Origin of the sequence: Rufibacter psychrotolerans (assembly GCF_016924645.1) — a bacterium.
In the GTDB taxonomy this organism is placed as follows: Bacteria; Bacteroidota; Bacteroidia; order Cytophagales; family Hymenobacteraceae; genus Nibribacter; species Nibribacter psychrotolerans.
The window spans coordinates 51,786-70,095 of record NZ_JAFFJV010000003.1; the positions used below are offsets into that span (position 1 = coordinate 51,786).

General features: G+C 55.8%; 13 protein-coding genes. 7 read left to right on the top strand and 6 right to left on the bottom strand.

The annotated features are described in order from the left end of the window. Positions 1–54: 54 nt before the first annotated feature. From JT718_RS03080 to JT718_RS03105, 6 genes are all read left to right on the top strand, one after another. Complete coding sequence (locus tag JT718_RS03080) at positions 55–1,017, top strand: YihY/virulence factor BrkB family protein (RefSeq protein ID WP_205500278.1); 963 nt, start codon at positions 55–57, stop codon at positions 1,015–1,017. 296 nt (positions 1,018–1,313) lie between these two features. Next, on the top strand, positions 1,314–1,973 hold the full coding sequence (locus JT718_RS03085) for a hypothetical protein (RefSeq protein WP_205500280.1): 660 nt from the start codon (positions 1,314–1,316) through the stop codon (positions 1,971–1,973). A 322-nt stretch (positions 1,974–2,295) separates the two neighbouring features. Beyond that, positions 2,296–2,967: a tRNA (5-methylaminomethyl-2-thiouridine)(34)-methyltransferase MnmC2 gene (mnmC2, locus tag JT718_RS03090; protein WP_205500283.1), complete on the top strand. Its 672-nt coding sequence runs from the start codon at positions 2,296–2,298 to the stop codon at positions 2,965–2,967. Positions 2,968–3,169: 202 nt separating this feature from the next. After that, positions 3,170–5,680 carry a S9 family peptidase gene (locus JT718_RS03095; protein ID WP_205500285.1) on the top strand — a complete coding sequence of 837 codons (2,511 nt, stop codon included), beginning with the start codon at positions 3,170–3,172 and terminating at the stop codon, positions 5,678–5,680. Positions 5,681–6,163: 483 nt separating this feature from the next. Further along, positions 6,164–6,754 (top strand): hypothetical protein, encoded by a 591-nt coding sequence (locus JT718_RS03100; protein WP_205500287.1) that lies wholly within the window; start codon positions 6,164–6,166, stop codon positions 6,752–6,754. A gap of 46 nt (positions 6,755–6,800) precedes the next feature. After that, positions 6,801–7,184 (top strand): SRPBCC domain-containing protein, encoded by a 384-nt coding sequence (locus JT718_RS03105; protein ID WP_205500289.1) that lies wholly within the window; start codon positions 6,801–6,803, stop codon positions 7,182–7,184. 98 nt (positions 7,185–7,282) lie between these two features. Here the strand turns inward: JT718_RS03105 and JT718_RS03110 are convergent, their stop codons facing one another. The 5 genes from JT718_RS03110 to rimO form a co-directional block, all read right to left on the bottom strand. Then, complete coding sequence (locus JT718_RS03110) at positions 7,283–8,677, bottom strand: SusD/RagB family nutrient-binding outer membrane lipoprotein (protein ID WP_205500291.1); 1,395 nt, start codon at positions 8,675–8,677, stop codon at positions 7,283–7,285. Positions 8,678–8,688: 11 nt separating this feature from the next. Further along, positions 8,689–11,868: a SusC/RagA family TonB-linked outer membrane protein gene (locus tag JT718_RS03115; RefSeq protein ID WP_205500293.1), complete on the bottom strand. Its 3,180-nt coding sequence runs from the start codon at positions 11,866–11,868 to the stop codon at positions 8,689–8,691. A 401-nt stretch (positions 11,869–12,269) separates the two neighbouring features. Beyond that, complete coding sequence (locus JT718_RS03120) at positions 12,270–12,845, bottom strand: 5-formyltetrahydrofolate cyclo-ligase (protein WP_205500295.1); 576 nt, start codon at positions 12,843–12,845, stop codon at positions 12,270–12,272. Positions 12,846–12,847: 2 nt separating this feature from the next. Then, the gene (gene bshC, locus JT718_RS03125) at positions 12,848–14,404 is read right to left on the bottom strand and encodes a bacillithiol biosynthesis cysteine-adding enzyme BshC (RefSeq protein ID WP_205500297.1); all 1,557 of its coding nucleotides are present in this window, start codon (positions 14,402–14,404) and stop codon (positions 12,848–12,850) included. Positions 14,405–15,067: 663 nt separating this feature from the next. After that, positions 15,068–16,429, bottom strand: a complete 1,362-nt coding sequence (rimO, locus tag JT718_RS03130) for a 30S ribosomal protein S12 methylthiotransferase RimO (RefSeq protein WP_205500299.1) — start codon at positions 16,427–16,429, stop codon at positions 15,068–15,070. 212 nt (positions 16,430–16,641) lie between these two features. Here rimO and JT718_RS03135 point away from each other — a divergent pair, with 212 nt between their 5' ends. Next, positions 16,642–17,166, top strand: coding sequence for a transposase (locus tag JT718_RS03135; protein WP_205500301.1), 525 nt, complete (start codon positions 16,642–16,644; stop codon positions 17,164–17,166). A 172-nt stretch (positions 17,167–17,338) separates the two neighbouring features. Here the strand turns inward: JT718_RS03135 and ftsY are convergent, their stop codons facing one another. Beyond that, positions 17,339–18,298: a signal recognition particle-docking protein FtsY gene (gene ftsY, locus JT718_RS03140; protein ID WP_205500304.1), complete on the bottom strand. Its 960-nt coding sequence runs from the start codon at positions 18,296–18,298 to the stop codon at positions 17,339–17,341. Between the last annotated feature and the right edge of the window lie 12 nt (positions 18,299–18,310).

Genomic DNA, 18,310 nt, shown 5'->3' on the forward strand with positions numbered 1-18,310 from the left:
TTCTGGGGGCGTTCCCGTACGTTTTCCTTAAGACTGCACCAGAATTTAACCAGAATGGCAAAGTATACCGCAAAAAGCATCTTAGGGCTTATCACCAACTCGGCGGGAGAGTTCATGAAAAACAACTCTCTGCGCCTGGCCGCGGCGCTTTCGTACAACACCATTTTCTCTTTGCCGCCGCTGCTGTTTATTGTGGTGCGCACCGCTGGGTATTTCTTCGGCGAGGAGGCCGTGACCGGGCAGCTCTACTCCCAGATCAAAGGCATGGTAGGCCCTGAGGCCGCCGCCGAGATCCAGTCCATGATTACCAAGCTGCACCTGGAAGGCCCTAACCCTATGGCCACCGCCATTGGCATTGGCACGCTGGTCTTTGCCAGCACCACCATCTTTGTGACCCTGCAGGAGTCGTTGAACCAGGTCTGGAACCTGCAGACCAAAGCCAAGAACGGCATCATGAAACTGGTGCGGGACCGGGTCCTGTCCTTCGGGATGATCCTGAGCCTCTCCTTCCTGCTGCTGGTGAGCTTAGTGATCAGCGCCCTCATCGGCATTCTTACAGACTACCTGCAACGCCTGCTGCCGGGCCTGGCCATTGTGTTTATCTACATCCTGGATGTGGCGGTTTCCCTGAGCCTGATCACGCTCCTGTTTGCCTTTATCTACAAATACCTGCCCGATGCCATTATCCGGTGGCGTGACGTGTGGGTGGGTGCCTTTGTCACGGCTTTCCTGTTCTTGCTGGGCAAATACCTCATTGGCTGGTACATTGGGCAGAGTGACTTCAACAGCTCCTACGGCGCGGCCGGTTCTATGGTGGTCCTGCTTTCGTGGGTGTACTACTCTTCGCTCATTATTTTCTTCGGGGCCGAGATCACGCAGGAGTACGCCGATACCTTCGGGCAACCCGTGGTGCCCAACCACAACTCCGTGCGGATAGAGGTCCGCGAAATTCCCCATGAGGAAAGCGACGAGGCCCTGGCCGGCCGTCCTCCCGCCCAGGGGCGCTTCAGGAAATAGCGTGCCGCCCGCCGGCGTTTAGGGCCCGTTTTCCCAAAAGCAGGGCAAAAACAAGCCATCAGCCTTGGTTCCTACTCAGTACCAACCACTTACCAGACTTCGCTTTCTACTGGCAGCATCCTGGGCCAGTCCTTCAGGAATTTTGATAAAAACAGCGCCGGCAGCAGGGGGAAATTGTGGGCTTATCGGTCTACAGAAAGGAGAAAATTGTGTTAGTAATGTGTAGCTTTACCACCGGTTTTCCCGTATAGAACATACCTATCTGGCTAAACCCCTTTTTCTATCTCTGTACTGGTATGCGGCGGCTGATTGTACTTCTGTGTTTACTCCCTATCTGGGTGTATGGTGACTGCCAGACCAGACAGCACCCAGACACGCCGCGGGTGGCAGCCGTGACGCCCAAGCCCCAGACCCGCACCGCCAAACCTGCCCCGGCCCGCAACTTCAACAACACCGCCAGCATGCAGGCCTTCTACGCGCGCATAGAAATGGAGGCCCAGGACCACCCCGAGGTGCTGAAAGCGTCTGAGTTTATCTCCAACCCGTTCCTGCCCGCCGATAGGGAACCTGTTTTGCAGCACTATGTGGCGCAGGTGCGCACCGCCTTGCAGATTGTGAAAGACACCATTGCCAACCTGCATAACGCCCGGTACATAGACACACTCTTTCAGCTCACCTTTGACTCCAGCACCGTGGAGCTGTACTACCCCATGTACACCAAACGGTTCATGCTGTCGTACGCAGACATCAAGAGCCCTAACCTGGCTTTGAAGAACGGCATCAAAGTGGGCTGCTCCCGCCAGGAACTCCTGGAAAAACTGCAGGCCTACAAGCTCTTCATCAAAGAAAGCCGGAACGTGGTGGAGGTATGCGACCTGGAGCAGAACTCCTGGCTCCGGTTCCACCTGTCAAAAGGCAAGGTAAGCTGCATCCAGTACGAGGGCTACATTGATTAACCATTCCATTATCAATTAGGAATTTGGGTGATAGACCTAGTCTGGTCTGGCTTAGCCTGATGCAATTTCAAGATGCACCCCAAGGGGCTGTGGGGTGATCTTCCTTTTCAGGCCTACTTTTCTGAAATCAGGTGCAAAATAGCTGCAGACTCCCGCTTTCATCTGCCGGATGCTCTGGAAGCAACCTGCCGGTAACCGTTTTGGAGCCGTTTTCCCAAGAGGCTGGCAAAACCAAGCAATTCCTAATTCCTAATTCCTAATTCCTAATTCCTAATTCCTAATTCCTTCTGCAAACCTGAATTCTTCGTTCTAACTTCGCCGCATGAATCTTGAAGTAAGACAAACCAAAGACGGCTCTACCACGCTCTACGTGCCTGAGCTGAACGAGCACTACCACTCGGTGCACGGGGCATTGCAGGAGTCTTTGCACGTGTTCATTAAGATGGGGCTGGAAGCCACGCTGGAGCGGCTGCCGGCCGTGCGCCTGCTGGAGGTTGGGTTTGGCACCGGCTTGAACGCGCTGCTTACCCTGCAGCACACGCTGGCCTCCAAGGCAGCGGTGCAGTACGATACCCTGGAGAAGTACCCTTTGGCGCCGGAGGTGGTGGCGCAGCTGCAGTTTGACAAGTTCATCCTCAATCCTGAGTTGCTGGACTTCTTTGGTCCCTTGCACGCGGCGCCCTGGGAGCAACCCGTGGCCGTAACGCCCCACTTTACCCTGCGCAAGCTGGAAACCGACCTGGAAGCCTTCGCCCCTAGCCCCGAAAGCTATGACCTGGTGTACTTTGACGCCTTCGCCCCCGAAAAGCAGCCCCACCTCTGGACCGATGCCATCTTCCAGAAAATGTACGACTGCCTGGCCCCCGGCGGTACCCTGGTCACGTACTGCGCCAAGGGCAGCTTTAAGCGCAGCCTCAAAACCGCCGGTTTTACGGTAGAGGCGCTGCCTGGCCCCCCGGGCAAGCGTGAAATGACCCGCGGCGTGAAGCCCTAGCCAGGTCAGCCCCTTTTTCGCCTTACTCCCGGCGCTTAGCGCCAGTGGGGCAACCCCTACTCGGAAGACCATAATAGCGCCCTCTTCACCGGAAAGAGCCAAAGTCAACCCCAAGACTTTGGCTCTTTTTGCGTACTTTTAAGTTTCGCATTTCTGCGCAGTACTTACACCCTTACTTCTTTACTCCATACTAACCCTTTCCATGAGATTTGCTTACACGCTGGCTGTCCTGCTCTGGGCAAGCCTGGGGCTGCAGGCCCAACCGGGGCAACCTGCCAAAGCCAACTACCAACTGGCCGCCCGCTTCTCCCCCAAAAAGCTGGAAAAACTAATCTTCAGCACTACCCTGGACCCTCACTGGCTCAAGAAAACCGACCGGTTCTGGTACATGTACGAGACCCCCAACGGCAAGAACTGGTACCTGGTAGACCCCGCCGCCAAGTCAAAGCAGGCCCTGTTCAACCTAGACCAGCTGGCCGCCGCCATCACCACCATTGTGCGCGACCCGTTCGATGCCCAGCACCTGCCCATTGAGAACCTCAAGTTCACCGAGGACGAGAAGAGCGTGCAGTTTGAGGTAAAAAGCACCATTGACCAGGTGAAGAAAGACCGCCTGGACAAGAAGGCCGCCGACTCGCTGGAGAAAAAGACCTTCTACTTCCAGTACAACCTGGCCACCCGCCAGCTCACCGAGCTCAAAGAGTACAACAAGCCCAAGCGCAAGCCCACCTGGGCCTCCATCTCGCCAGATCAGAAATGGGTGGTGTTCGCTAAAGAGCACAACCTCTACTGGATGGACCGCGCCAACTACGAGAAGGCCCTCAGGAACGAGAAAGACTCTACCATTGTGGAGCACCAGTTCACCACCGACGGCGTGGAGTACTACACCTACGGCGACACCAACGGCGAAACCAACGTAGAGCGCGAGAAGAACAAGAAGAACCGCAAGCCGGCTTTCATCATGTGGTCGCCAGACTCCAGGCACTTCATCATGACCCGCACCGATGCCCGCAAGGTGAAAGACCTGTGGGTGCTGCACCACACCGCCGCTGGCCGTCCGGCGCTGGAAACCTACAAATACCACATGCCCGGCGAGAAGGAAGCCCCCATCAGAGAGCTGCTTTTGTTCAATTTTGCCGAAAAGACCTCTAAAAAGATCAGCACGGCGGCCTTCAAAGACCAGGAGATCTCGGTATGGCCTGCCCCGGCCAAGCAAAGCGCCCGCGATGACGAGTTCCGCGCCAATCTGTGGCACGGCACTAATAACAAGGTGTACTTCACCCGCACCAGCCGCGACCTGAAAAAGATTGACGTGCTGGCCCTGGACGTCCCCAGCGCCACCGTAAAGCCCCTCATTGAGGAGCGGTTCAATACCTACGTAGAGGTAAGCCGCGTGGGCCTGGTGAACGGCGGCAGCGAACTCATCCACTGGTCTGAGCGCGACGGCTGGGGTCACTTCTACCTCTATGACGGCAACGGCAAGCTCAAGAATCAGATCACCTCGGGCCCTTTCCACGCCGAGGAGATCATCGGCGTGGATGACAAGGCCCGTGTGCTGTACTTCACCGCCAACGGCCGCGAAGCCAAGGAAGACCCGTACTACCTGCACCTGTACCGCATCAACTTTGACGGCTCTGGCCTGAAACTGCTCAACCCCGGCAACTTTGACCACCAGGTAAGCATGAACGACAGCCGCACGTTCTTCGTGAACAACTCCTCCCGCGTGAACACCGCGCCCGTTGCCGCGCTGTACAACCACAACGGCAAAAAGGTGATGGACCTGGAGAAAGCTGACCTCTCCCGCCTGCTGGCTACCGGCTACAAATTCCCTGAGCCGTTCACCGTGAAGGCCGACGACGGTGTGACCGACCTGTACGGCGTCATGTACAAGCCGTTCGATTTTGACTCTACCAGGAAGTACCCCATCATTGAGTACATCTACCCCGGCCCGCAGACCGAAGCCGTGAACAAAGCCTTCGGCCGCAGCATGGACCGCATGGACCGGCTGGCGCAGTTGGGCTTCATTGTGATTACCGTGGGGAACCGCGGCGGCCACCCGGCCCGCTCTAAGTGGTACCACACCTACGGTTACGGCAACCTGCGCGACTACGGCCTGGCCGACAAGAAAGCCGCCGCCGAGCAACTGGCAGACCGCCACGCCTTCATTGACATTAACCGCGTGGGCATTACGGGCCACTCCGGCGGAGGCTTCATGTCTACGGCGGCCATGCTGGTGTACCCAGATTTCTTCAAGGTAGCCGTATCGGGTGCCGGTAACCACGAGAACAACATTTACAACCGCTGGTGGAGTGAGAAACACCACGGCGTGAAGGAAGTGATCACCGCCAAAGGCGATACCACGTTCCAGTACGCCATTGACAAGAACCCCGACCTGGCCAAGAACCTGAAAGGGCGCCTGCTGCTCACCACCGGCGACGTGGACAACAACGTGCACCCGGCCAACACCATTAGAATGGCCGATGCGCTCATCAAAGCCAACAAGCGGTTTGACCTGGTGATCATGCCCGGCCAGCGCCACGGTTACGGCAACATGACCGAGTACTCCTTTTGGATGACCGCCGACTACTTCTCCAAGCACCTCTTAGGCGACTTCTCCCAACCCGTAGACATTACGGAGATCAACCGCGATACCGAGCAGAATAACAAGAGACCGCAGGCCAGCAGAACCGCCCAGCCTGAAGTGGAAGAGTAATCTGTTCCGAAACTGACAACCAAAAGCCGTAGTCTTAAGCAGACTGCGGCTTTTTTTATGGGCTATGGTCTTGATTTCCTTTTACGCTGAGCCACCGCATAATGCTTTGCTTCTGTTTAAACCGTGAGTTCTGCCGTTGTCTTAGCGGGACAAACGCATTCAAGACCCTCGCTCGCCTCCGGCGAGTGTGAGAAATTGCGCGGTGTCTCGCCGCTGGGTACACTGCACAACGGGTACGTTGAACAAAATTCCCCCATAGCGGCCAGAGGCCGCCCGATAGCGCACACTCGCCAGAGGCGAGCGAGGGAAGCTTCAGCAGGAGCGATCTTACACCCTATTCCCTTACCTTACTCTCCATTTCAGGGCTGTTTCATAAAAAAGAGGCTTAAAACAACTTGCTACCGGCAAGATAGGCCTGCCACCAGACACTTCTTCAATGCCGTGGCCAATCCTTTTATATAGAACTTTCCGTATAATGCACCTATGATCAAATTAACTTCCTCCCTCCTGCTGGGGTTGCTCCTGCTGGCTTCCTGTTCCAGAGACAACACCTCGCAGTATGAGACCAATCCGGTAGCCGAACAGGTGGTAGACGCGCCCTCAGTAGTTTCTTTTTCCAGCTTCGCGGAGGAACTGCCGGTTCTCTCCCTGCCGTTTACCGCTTCCTGTTCCTTTGACTATGCGGTGGGCGCCCGACTGGACACCACCGTGGCCGGCAGCTTCCTGCGTTCGCACGAGGTTCCGTACCGGCGATTTTCCGTCAGCAAAGAGGTAACGGCGCTGCTAGTGCTGTTCCCCACCGACCAGACACTGCCCAGGATCAGGACTTACAACCAGGCCGGAGTGATTCTGGACGAGCAGGACCTGAAGTTTAAGCCCTGCGGGGAAGAACCGGGCTTTGAGCATACCGAGCAGTACACCATTCAGAAAGACTTCACCATTGTGCACGTAGACAGTACCACCCGCTGGCAGGTAGACGCCCAGTACAATGAAGTCCCCAACACCAGAAAGGCCACCGTGACCCGCACGCGCTTCAAGATTAGGCCCACCGGCGAAATCTCTGAGGTAAAATAAGGAAAGGTGCCCGGCGCGGGCTTATCTTCACCCAAACGATGACCGCATGAAAGACTTTAAGAAATATTTCACCCTGCCGGCCACCCCGGAGGAGGTGTACATTGCCCTCACCAACCCCATTACCCTGGAGATCTGGACCGGCGACAAAGCCGAGATGTCTACCCAGCCGGGTTCTGAGTTCTCGCTCTGGGAGGGCAGTATTGTGGGCAAAAACCTGGAATTTGAGGAAAACAAGAAGATAGTGCAGCAGTGGTATTTTGAGGGCGAGCCCGAGGACTCCATTGTCACCATCAAGCTGCACCCGCACAAGCAGGGCTGCTCCATGGAGGTACGGCACACCAACATTCCGGACGAGGCCTACGAAGACATGGCCCAGGGCTGGGAAGAGCATTACGTGGGCTCCCTCATCGCGTTCTTTGACGAGCAGTAAGCCCCACGTTTCCGGGCCGATTTTCTTGAAACAGCCCTAAAACAGCAAAGGCCGGTGGAGTACCGGCCTTTGCTGTTTTAGAGACATATTCGCTCCCGCTAGTCTTTGTCCCACCAAACTTTGGAATACAGACCATCGGTGCCGCCCAGGCTTTGCAGGGCGTTTCTGTAGTTCTGGGTGTTGTTGGCGGCCTCGTTGGCGGGGTACATCAGCCTGAGGGGAATTGCCTTGCCGCCCGGCATGATCAGGTTGCTGGGGTAGCCGGTCCTTCTCCACTCGGCCCAGGCCTCGTACCCGTGCATAAACAGGTGCAGGTAGCGCTGGGTGGCAATCTGCTCCAGGCCACGGGCGGGGTCGTACGCCACCTCGGGCTTGGCCAGGAAGTCGGCCACGCCGGCGGTGCTTCCGGTCCACTGCTGGATGGATTGCCTGATGGCTTCCTCGTAGTTGGTCTTGGCTTCTGCGTCACCGCCGGCAATCCAGCCCAGTTTGGCAGCCTCGGCCTTGGCAAACAGGGCCTGGGCGTACGTTACCAGGTACACCGGGGCGTCTTGGCGCCAGATGTCTTCCCCAAGCATGGCATAGTCACCGGGCACGCCGCCCTCCAACTTACCGAAAGGCAGGCCCACGTACTCACCTTCCTCATTAGGGTCGGCAAACACGGGCAGGCGCGGATCTTCGGTGGGCTTCATGGTGTTCACCAGGGTTTCGCTCAGGGCCCACCAGAGACGTTGCTGCCTGCCTACCTGGCTGTACCAGTAGTTCTCGTTCACTTCCAGCTCCAGGTGCTTGAAGACCAGGTTGTCATTGTTAGAAGCCATGATGCCGGCGGCAAGCGCCTGGTTAAACTCGTCCTGCCCCTTGGTGGGGTTTACTTTAGACAAGCGCAGCGCCATAAGCAGGCGAATGGTGTTGCCCAGCCTTTTCCACTTGCCCATGTCCCCGGCGTAGACAATGTCATAGTCCCGGCTGATATCACCGGCCACGATCTGCGCATCGGCCTCCTTTAACAGGGCAAAGAGATTGTTGTAGATAGACTCCTGGGTGTCATAGACCGGGGTAAAATTGGCTTCGCCCTTCAGCGCCTCGGTGTAGGGTACATCGCCCCACCGGTCAGTGATGTTCCAGAAGTAATACGCCTTCAGGATCTTGGCAACGGCTTTCTGGTTCTGGATGGGGCCCTCGCTCCCGTCCAGGTCTTCGGCGTTGATCACCTCCTCCAGGTTCATGAGAGGACCCGTGTAGAGCCCGTAGAAGCTGGTGGCTCCCTCTGGGTAGAGCGAACCGCCCGGAAACTGGGTTTCTGACAGGTACTGGGCCATGAACTCGCCCTGCGGCGAGGAACTCAGGCCGGGCAGGGAGAGCATGGCGTTGGCCAGCAACTGCCCGCCAGAGGCCTCGCTGGGTTTGTTAGGGTTTACGTTTATATCGTCGTCAAACTCACAGCTTGCCAGGGCCAGGCAGGCGAGCAATAGTATATATAACTTCTTCATGTCTTCTCTCATTAAAAAGTGATGTTCAAGTTAACGCCGTATGAGCGGACCGTATTGAGGGCTCCGGTCTCCAGCCAGCTGAAGGAAGAGGCACCGGTGGCCAGCTCGGCGGGGTTCAGGCCGTCTGGGGCTTTCTGCCAGAGCATGGCGGGGTTGCGGGTGATAAACGCGATGCCAATGCGCTCCACGGGCAGTTTCCCCAGCTGGGCTTTGCCCAGGGTGTAGCCCAGGCGCACCTCGCGCAGCCTGATGTAAGACGCATCATACAGCCACTCTTCGTATACTCTGGTACCCAGGGTGGTTCTGTAGTACGCGCGGGCGTCTACGTAGCCGTTGAATTCCTGCCCGGCCAGCGGAGTGCCCGGACCATAGATGCCGTTGATCTTCACCCCGCCGCCCTCAGAAAGCGGGTCACGTACGTTCTTGCCGTTGTCGTTGAGCGCGGCAGTTTCCTCGGCCAAGCCGGCCTTCACGGCCAGCATGCGCGACCAGCTGAAGAACTGCCCGCCAAACTGGTAGTCAATCATGGCGCTCAGGTCAAACTGCCCAAACCGGAAGGTGTTCTGGAAACCACCGGTGGCGTCTGGGAGTACGCTCCCGAAGTTGTGGGTGGCGGTGGTGTACAGGGGCAGGTTGTTGGCCCCCAGCAAGATCTTGCCGGTGGCTTCATCGCGCTGGTAGGCCTGGCCCACCATTGTCCCGAAGGGCTGCCCCACGTTGGAGTACAGGTACACAGAAACGCCGCTGTAGGTGTTGGATTCAATCAGGCGCGACTCCAGGCCGGGATACAGCTCTTTCACCGTGCCCCGGTTTCTGGCCAGGTTAAGGGCTACATCCCAGGAGAAACGCTCGGTTTGGAGGGGCGTTCCCGTTAAGGCAAGCTCAATGCCCCGGTTCACGATGAGGCCGGCATTGATGAAGGAGGAATTGTACCCGCTGGCCCCCGACACGTTGAGCTCAATTACGTCGTTTTCGTTGCGCTGCTGGTAGTAGGTGAAGTCTGCCCCCAGGCGGCCGTTGAAGAACTTGAGGTCTACCCCCAGTTCATAGGATGTGGCGAAGGAAGGCTCAATGTTGGGGTTGTTCAGCACGTCTGGCACGTAGGAGGTATTGGTTGCGCCGTACAAGCCCCCCACCTCATAGTTGAGGGAAGTGGCATACACCGCCACATCATTCCCGGCCTTAGCGTAACTGGCCCGCAGCTTACCAAAGGAAAGCGGCTTCCAGTTCAGCAACTCACTGAACACGAACGAACCCGACACCGACGGATAATAGTAAGGATCTGGCAAGGTAGAGGAATGGTCTCTGCGCAACGACACATCAATAAAGTAGGTGTCTTTGTACCCAATGGTGGCCATCCCGTACACGCTTTGCAGCTGTTTTCTCAGAATATAGTTAGAAACGGTTGGCCGCTCACGGGAGCCCTCAATGTTGTAGAAGCCGGGGCTGGTGAGCCCGCCCACGGTGGCCTGCGACAGGTAGGTGTAGTCTCTGTCAAACAGGTTGGCCCCCAGGTTCACGTTGAAGGAGAAGTCGTTCCAGTCTTTGGTGTACTGGGCCAGGAACTCGTAGTTCATCTCCTTGTTCTGGTACTTGCCCACCGAGTAGGCATCGTCAAACCTGCCGCCGGCGGCCTCGCGGTGCTCAATGTTCTGCACGTAGATGTCTGAGCGCACAAAGCCGCTCAGCTTCAGCTCTGGCAGGACCTGGTAAGACAAGCCCACATCGCCGAAGAAACGGTCGCGGCTGTCGTTGTTGAGGTTCTCGTAGGCCTCAAAATAAGGGTTGTTCCAGTCAATGGGCTCGTAGTTGGTGATCACCCCGGCCGCGTTAGGCCGGTTGATGTTCCAGTGGTAGAAGGTGCCGTCTGGATATTTGTAGTTCTTCAGGCGGTTCATGTCCAGGTTGCGCTGGAACCACTGCGTGAAGTTGCGGGAACCTTCGTAGTACCCCTGGGCCGGACGCTGCGCCTCATTGGTGGCGTAGTTGATGTTGGTGGAAACGTTCCACTTCTCAGACAGGGCAAGGGAGGCGCTTAGCCCCAGGTTATTGCGCTTGAGCCAGGTATTGGGCTCCACCCCTTCAATGTAGGTGTTGTTGTAGCTCAACCGGAACGTGGTGTTCTCGTTCCCGCCCGATACGCTTACCCCGTTGTTGATGTTGAACCCGGTCTCAAAGAAGTCTTTGATGTTGTCTGGGTGCGCCACAAACGGCTCCAATTGTCCGTACATGGGGTCCTGCGGATAGAAGCTGTGCATGTGGCGCACGGGCGTGCCGTCCATTTTAGGTCCCCAGCTCTCATCGGTGCCGTCTACGTACTTCTCACCGTTCGCCAGCGTTCGCCAGGTCTGGCTTCCGCCGCCGCCGTACACGTTCTGCATGGGCATCAGGTTACCCACTCTTTCTACCGAGAAAGCTGAGTTGAGCTGCACGGTTACTTTTTTAGGGCCTTTGCTGCCTTTCTTGGTAGTAATCATGATAACCCCGTACTGGCCCCTGATGCCGTACAGCGCCGAGGCGGTTGGCCCCTTGAGCACGTTCACCGACTCAATGTCCTCGGGGTTGATGTCCTGCGCCAGGTTACCGTAGTCGGGTCCGTTACGGCCGGCGAAGTTGGCGTTTGAGATGGGCGTGCCGTCTATCACCACCAGGGGCTGCCCGCCGCCCGTCACCGAGTTCACGCCCCGGATCTGGATCTTCTGCGTACCGCCCATGCTGGCCCCCGAAGAGCCGGATACCTGCACCCCGGCCACTTTGCCGGCCAGCGAGCCAAGCACGTTCTGCTCTTTGGTGAAGGTGAGGTTCTCGCCGGTTACCTGCTGGGTGGAGTACCCCAGCGAGCGCTCACTCCGCTCAATGCCCAGGGCGGTCACCACCACTTCCTGTAGCTGCTGGTTGTCAGGCGAAAGCGGGATGTTGAACGAGGTTCGGTTGGCCACCGGCACCTCCTGGGACACGTAGCCCAGGTAACTGATCACCAGCACGGCCGTTTCATCTGGCACGCGCAGGCTGAAATTACCCTCCGCGTCGGTAGAGGTGCCGGTGGTAGATCCTTTGACCACCACACTCACGCCCGGCAGGGCGCTCCCATCGTCTGAGGAGGTGACTTTCCCGCTGATTTCGCGCTGCTGGGCATAGGCCATGCCCAACGCAGAAAGCAGCGTTAGTAAAAGAAGTAAGGTTTTTTTCATACTTTTTTGGTTAGTAGTTTGAGTTTGAAATAGACTATAGAGGGGGTAGACAGTACAGGCTTTACCCAAAGAAGTGCCGTTAAATATAAGGATTTCACTTTAAAGTAAAAGCCTAATATACGCTATTTTGCTAGCGGCCTGCCTCTGCAAGGCCGGGCTTACCCGAACAACGGCAAGCTGGCCACACAAAAACCGGGTAGTCCGTTTCAGGGCCGTTTTTGTTGAAAGAGCCCTGAAACAGACCACCCGGTCTGGCATACAGCAAAGTGATTTTTTATTGGTGGGTTCGCAGGAAAGGGCCTGGCGGCGAATGGTTAGAAGCCCCTCTGTGCCAAACCCGGTGGCAGTTCACCGGCCCGCCGCTCTTTGGGCATGGGGCACCGGACAGGCACAGATTGACCTTAAAACGTGTACGTTTGGAAAGGAGTGATCACGGCATCCAGGGTGAGGTCTTTGGCGTGCACATCGTCAATGCGCTCTACGGGCGGAAACAGGCTTACTCCCAGTTTCTGGCTTGTTTGGGGCAAAAGGGCCAGAAAACGGTCATAGTAGCCTTTGCCGTAACCTACCCGATGGCCCTGCAGGTCAAAGGCCAACAGCGGAACCAGCACCGTGGAGATCTCTGACTCGGGCAGCGGCAGGGCGTTCACCGGCTCGGGAATGCCCCATTTGTTTTCCTGCAGCTGGGTGTCTGGCGTGAACAGGAAATGCGCCATGGAAAAGTCTTCCACGTTGGCCACCGACACAGCCACCTGCACCTGCGGGTACTTCTCCCAAAGCTGTCGGATGATGGGCCAGGTGTTGATCTCCCCCTGGTGCAGGATGGGCAAAAAGGTATGCACCGTTTCGCCTGCGGTTGGCGCGAAGTCGGTGAAAAACCGCAGGGCAATCTGCTGGCTCATGCCGTCAATCTCCTGCTGGGTAAGGGCGCGCCGCTGCGCCAGAACCAGCTTACGCAAGTCTGCCTTCAACGCCATGCCTAGTCTTCCTGCAAGATGGTGAAGCGATAGGCGAACGGATCAAACGCGGCCACCAGTTCCTGGATGAAGTTGGGGTTATTGGTCTGGTAGGTAAGCAGGTTGTCTACCCGCTCCTGCAGCACGCCCGTGGGGAACAGCTTTTCCTTGAGGTTGGCCAATTGGTTGTAGGCCGTCTCGTTTTTGCTCTCAATGGCTTTGTTCAGTTTCTTTTCCAGCATCTGCAGGCTGTTCTGGGCTTTCTGCGCCTCTGCTCCTACCGCCTTCACCAACGTAGGGTCAATGGATTTAGCCAGTTCCTCCACCTGCCGGAACGCCTCTTCTACGGCAGTCCGTTGCTCTTGCAGGCTCAGTTCTTCCTGGTTCAGCAGCTCGGCCAGGCGTTTCTTGAGTTCGGGCAATTCTTTGAACATCTCCAGCACCGTAAAGCCCAGTTTCTCCATGCGCTGCCGGTTGGCTTTGTTGATGTACAAAGCCGAGTTCCGCAACATCACCGCCGGGTACGGCACGCCCAAGGCCTCAAACACGCCTTTCAGCTGGAACCAATAGGCCACTTCGGCCCCGCCGCCAATGTACGCCAGGTTAGGCAACACCAGTTCCTGGTACACCGGCCGCAGCACCACATTCGGGCTGATTTTCTCTGGTTGTTCCTGCACCAACTGCAAGATCTGCTCCTGAGTGAAATCCAGATCAGTGTTCAGCACTTTGTAGTGGTCACCCTCCTTCACGATGCGCTCGCGCAGGTTCTGGTCCAGGTAAAACAGGTTGATCTCGCGCACCATCACCTGTGGTTTGTAGTGTCTTTCCAACGCAGCGTTGGTTTGAGAAATAGCGTTGAAGCCTACTTGCTCGGTCAACTCACGCTGGGCCACCGGAACGAACGCCCGCTTCAAAGCCGGACTGTCTCCGTCCACGCACACCACCCCGTATTCGCCAAACAAGCCGTTCACAATCTGGCGCATGGCCTGGGCCAGGGTAGCACACTCGGTATAAGCCTGCTCAAACAGCGGATAATCCTCGGGCATCTCGTCCAGAAGCTCGTTCAAGCCGTCCGTGGCAAACCGCCCCACGGCACCTTTGGCATCGCTCTCCCAGGTATAGGTCTTCCCGAAAAGGGTGAAGTGGTTTACCTCGGCAAAGTCGTGGTCCTCGGTGGCCATCCAGTACACGGGGACAAACTTCTGGCTTGGGTAGGCTTTCTGCAGTTCCTGAGCGGTTTTAATTGCCGTCACAATCTTGTACACGAAGTACAACGGACCCGTGAACAGGCTGAGCTGATGCCCGGTAGTGATGGTGAAGGTATTTTCATCGGCTAGAGCCGCAATATTGGCCTGTACCGCCTCAGAAACCTCTAGGCTTCCATACTGCCGCTGCAGTTCCTCCACCAACGTCTGCCGCTGCTCCTGCGGAAAAGCGCGTTCTTTGATCAACGCCGGAAACGAGCTGATTTCAGGGAAATGGGCATAAAACGGCTGAAGCTTCGCATCCTTTCTAAGGTAATCCAACACGAGCGAAGAGAAGGCACCGGTGGCGCTATAGTCAATACAGGAAACGTTCATATCAAGGGCATGCCGGCGTTAAGCGCGCACGCCGTGCAAAGGTAAAATGTATTTTCAGAAATATACCGGTAGTACGTTCCTAAGCGCTTCAGGGATGGTGTAATGCAGGAAACTGCGCGGCTAAATTGGTTTTAGGGCTCTTTTCTGAAAAACTGGCAGGAACTGTGATTGGGAGCTTGAGGATAAACCCTCTATGGCGCGGAAGTTACCTCCGTGACTACCCTTCATAAGTCACGGAAGTAACTTATGAAGGGTAGTCACGGAGGTAACTTCCGCGCCATCATATGAAATAGGTTTTAAGGCTATTTTCTGAAAAGCGGCCAAAATAACAATGTTAATAAGAACCCCCTGGCGCGAGTCTCCATACTCGCGGCTCCGGATGACGGGTAGTCTCTGACTACCCTCGCTGCGCAGCAGCGAAACTACTTTGGCAGATTTCCCTGCCTGGCAGTAAACAGGTGCTTACCCAAGAACTCCATCTCATGGTTCCCGGCGAGTCTGGAGACTCGCATCATCCGGAGGCACGAGTTTGGAAACTCGCGCCAGTGATAGGAAGGAAGGCTGCACATAAAACAAGAAGACCTCACAGGTTTTGGAAACCTGTGAGGTCTTTAAAATGCTTCTGTTTTAAGCCGGATTTTGGGAAAAGAACCGAAAAACTGCTTAGTTCACGGCGGCGTCTTTGGCTACGGTGTGCTTGGTCTCGTAAGCATTTCCTACCACTTCGCCGTACAGGTCGAAGTCAGAGGAATCGGTGATTTTCACGTTGGCGAAATCGCCCAGGCGCACGTAGTTGGAATCGGCGGGAACTAACACTTCATTGTCTACCTCCGGGGAATCGTATTGGGTACGGCCCACGAAGTAACCGCTCTCCTTCCGGTCGAACAAGACTTTGTAGGTGTTGCCTACTCTCTCTTCGTTCAGCTCCAGGGAAATGCCTTGCTGCAGTTCCATGATGGCATCGGCGCGCTCTTGTTTCACCTCGTCCGGCACGTTGTCTTCCAAGGTGTGCGAGTGCGTATTTTCTTCGTGCGAGTAGGTGAAGATCCCCAGACGGTCGAAACGGGTTTCCTCTACCCAGCGGTACATCTCCTCAAAGTCCTGCTGCGTCTCACCGGGGTGACCGGCAATCAGCGTAGTGCGCAGAGCGATGTCTGGTACGCGCTGACGGATAGTGTCTACCAGTTCCAGCGTACGGCGTTTGGTGATGCCGCGGCGCATGGTCTTGAGCATGTTGTCTGAGATGTGCTGCAACGGCATATCCAGGTACTTGCAGATGTTCTCACGCTCTACCATTACGTCCAGAGCATCCATCGGGAACTGGCTTGGGTAGGCGTATTGCATTCTGATCCACTCAATGCCGTTCACGTCTGACAGGCGCTGTAACAGCTCGGCTAGTTTGCGCTCGCCGTAGTGCTGCAGGCCGTAGTACGTCAAATCCTGCGCAATCAGGATCAATTCTTTGGTGCCCATTTTGGCCAGGCGCGTGGCTTCCTGCACCAGGCTTTCCATTGGGCGGTCCATGTGCTTGCCGCGCATCAACGGGATGGCGCAGAACGAGCAGGGACGGTTACAGCCCTCGGCAATCTTGAAGTAGGCGTAATGCTTAGGCGTAGTGAGCAGACGCTCGCCAATAAGTTCGTGCTTGTAATCGGCTTCCAGGGTTTTCAGGAGCTGCGGCAACTCCAGGGTCCCGAAATAGGCGTCTACCTGCGGAATCTCTTCTTCCAGCGAGTCTTTGTAGCGCTGGGAAAGGCAGCCGGTTACGTAGAGTTTATCAATAGCGCCGGCTTCTTTGGCATCGGCGTAGCGCAGAATGGTGTCAATGGATTCCTGCTTGGCGTTGTCAATAAAGCCGCAGGTATTCACGATGATGATGTTAGCGTCATCTTTCTCTGAATCGTGCACCACGTCGCGGTCGTTGGCGCGCAACTGGCCCATGAGCACCTCAGAGTCTACCAGGTTCTTGGAGCAACCCAGCGTGATAACGTTGTATTTGTCTTTTTTAAGCGATCTTACTTTCACAGAAATGCAGTACGGTTAGTCCTTTGCCAACCAACCCTCTCCGGGAAAGGTTCGTTTTGAAAGGATTTGCAAAGGTACGATTTGTTTAGGGATTTTGGTAGGGGCGTATCGCATACGCCCTACACATTGCCGATCACGGAATCGGAACGATTGGGAACAATTGGGCGTATGCGATACGCCCCTACATATGATTTCGCAAATCCATGGGTGTTATGGCGTATAATGCAAATATTCACCAGAGACGTTCTATTCGGCTGAAAGGGTATGACTACGGCCAGGAGGGAGCCTACTTCGTTACGCTCTGCACAAAAAACCGCGCCCATTTATTTGGGGAAGTTGAGGGCGGCGAAATGAAGTTAAATCAGTTTGGCATGATTGCTTCTCAGGAATGGGCAAAGACGCCGGAAGTGCGGATGAATGTGGTGTTAGATGTTTTCATCATCATGCCGAACCATCTGCATGGCATCCTTTTTATCACAGAAAGCAAAACAGAAGCGCGTCATGATGATGTAACTCCGTTTCTGTCACCTTCCCAAACCGTGGGTGCTATTGTGCGTGGATATAAATCTGCTGTGACTAAGCAAATCAATGCGCTACTGCCAGAAGCGGAGAAAATGACCGTATGGCAGCGCAATTACCATGAGCATATCATTAGAAATGCACGGGCGCACCAGTACATCTCAGCCTATATTAGCAACAACCCCACCCGTTGGAAAGCAGACAGGTTTTTCTCGTAGGGGCGAATTGCATTCGCCCTAAGCATTGCTGATCATGGAATAGTAGATGGTCTTAAACAGCTCATCATGCTATTAGGAAACGATTGGGCATACGCAAGACGCCCCTACGGTATCAACAATACCATTCCTGATTTCGGCCTACTTTTTCAAAATCAGCCCCAAACAGCCTTTCCTATTTTTTAGAGAACAACGAGTCCACGAACTCGCGTTTGTCAAAAACCTGCAGGTCTTCCACGCGCTCACCTACGCCAATGTATTTCACCGGAATCTTGAACTCGTCTGAAATGCCTATGATCACGCCGCCTTTGGCCGTACCGTCTAGTTTTGTTACCGCAAGGGCGGTTACTTCAGTGGCTTTCGTGAATTCACGGGCCTGGATCACGGCGTTCTGGCCGGTACTGCCGTCCAGTACCAACAGTACTTCCTGCGGCGCGTCTTCAATCACTTTCTGCATCACGCGCTTGATCTTGGAGAGCTCGTTCATGAGGCCCACTTTGGTGTGCAGACGGCCGGCGGTGTCAATGATGACCACATCGGCCCCCATCTCTACGCCTTTGCGCACCGCATCATAGGCTACCGAGGCTGGGTCTGTGTTCATGCCGTGGTCAATCACCGGAATGCCTACGCGGTCACCCCAGATTTTGAGCTGGTCCACGGCGGCAGCTCTAAAGGTATCACCGGCGCCCAGTACTACTTTCTTGCCGGCTTTGTGGAACTGCGAGGCTAGTTTCCCAATGGTGGTGGTTTTGCCCACGCCGTTCACGCCTACTACCATGATCACGTACGGGTTACCACCGGTGTCTGGCAAGCTAAAGTCTTCGGCCACGCCGCCTTTGCTTTCCTCCATCAAATCCATGATCTCCTCGCGCAGGATACGGTCCAGCTCAGAGGTGCCCACGTATTTGTCACGGGCCACGCGTTTTTCAATGCGGTCAATGATCTTGACGGTGGTGTTGATTCCCACGTCGGCGTGCACCAGTACGGTTTCCAGTTCGTCCAGTACTTCTTCGTCTACCTTTGACTTGCCCACCACCGCTTTGCTGAGCTGGTCAAAGAAGCTGGTTTTGGTTTTCTCCAGACCTTTGTCCAGAGATTCTTTTTTCTCTTTGTTGAAGAAACCGAAAAGTGCCATAGCCGTGCTGGG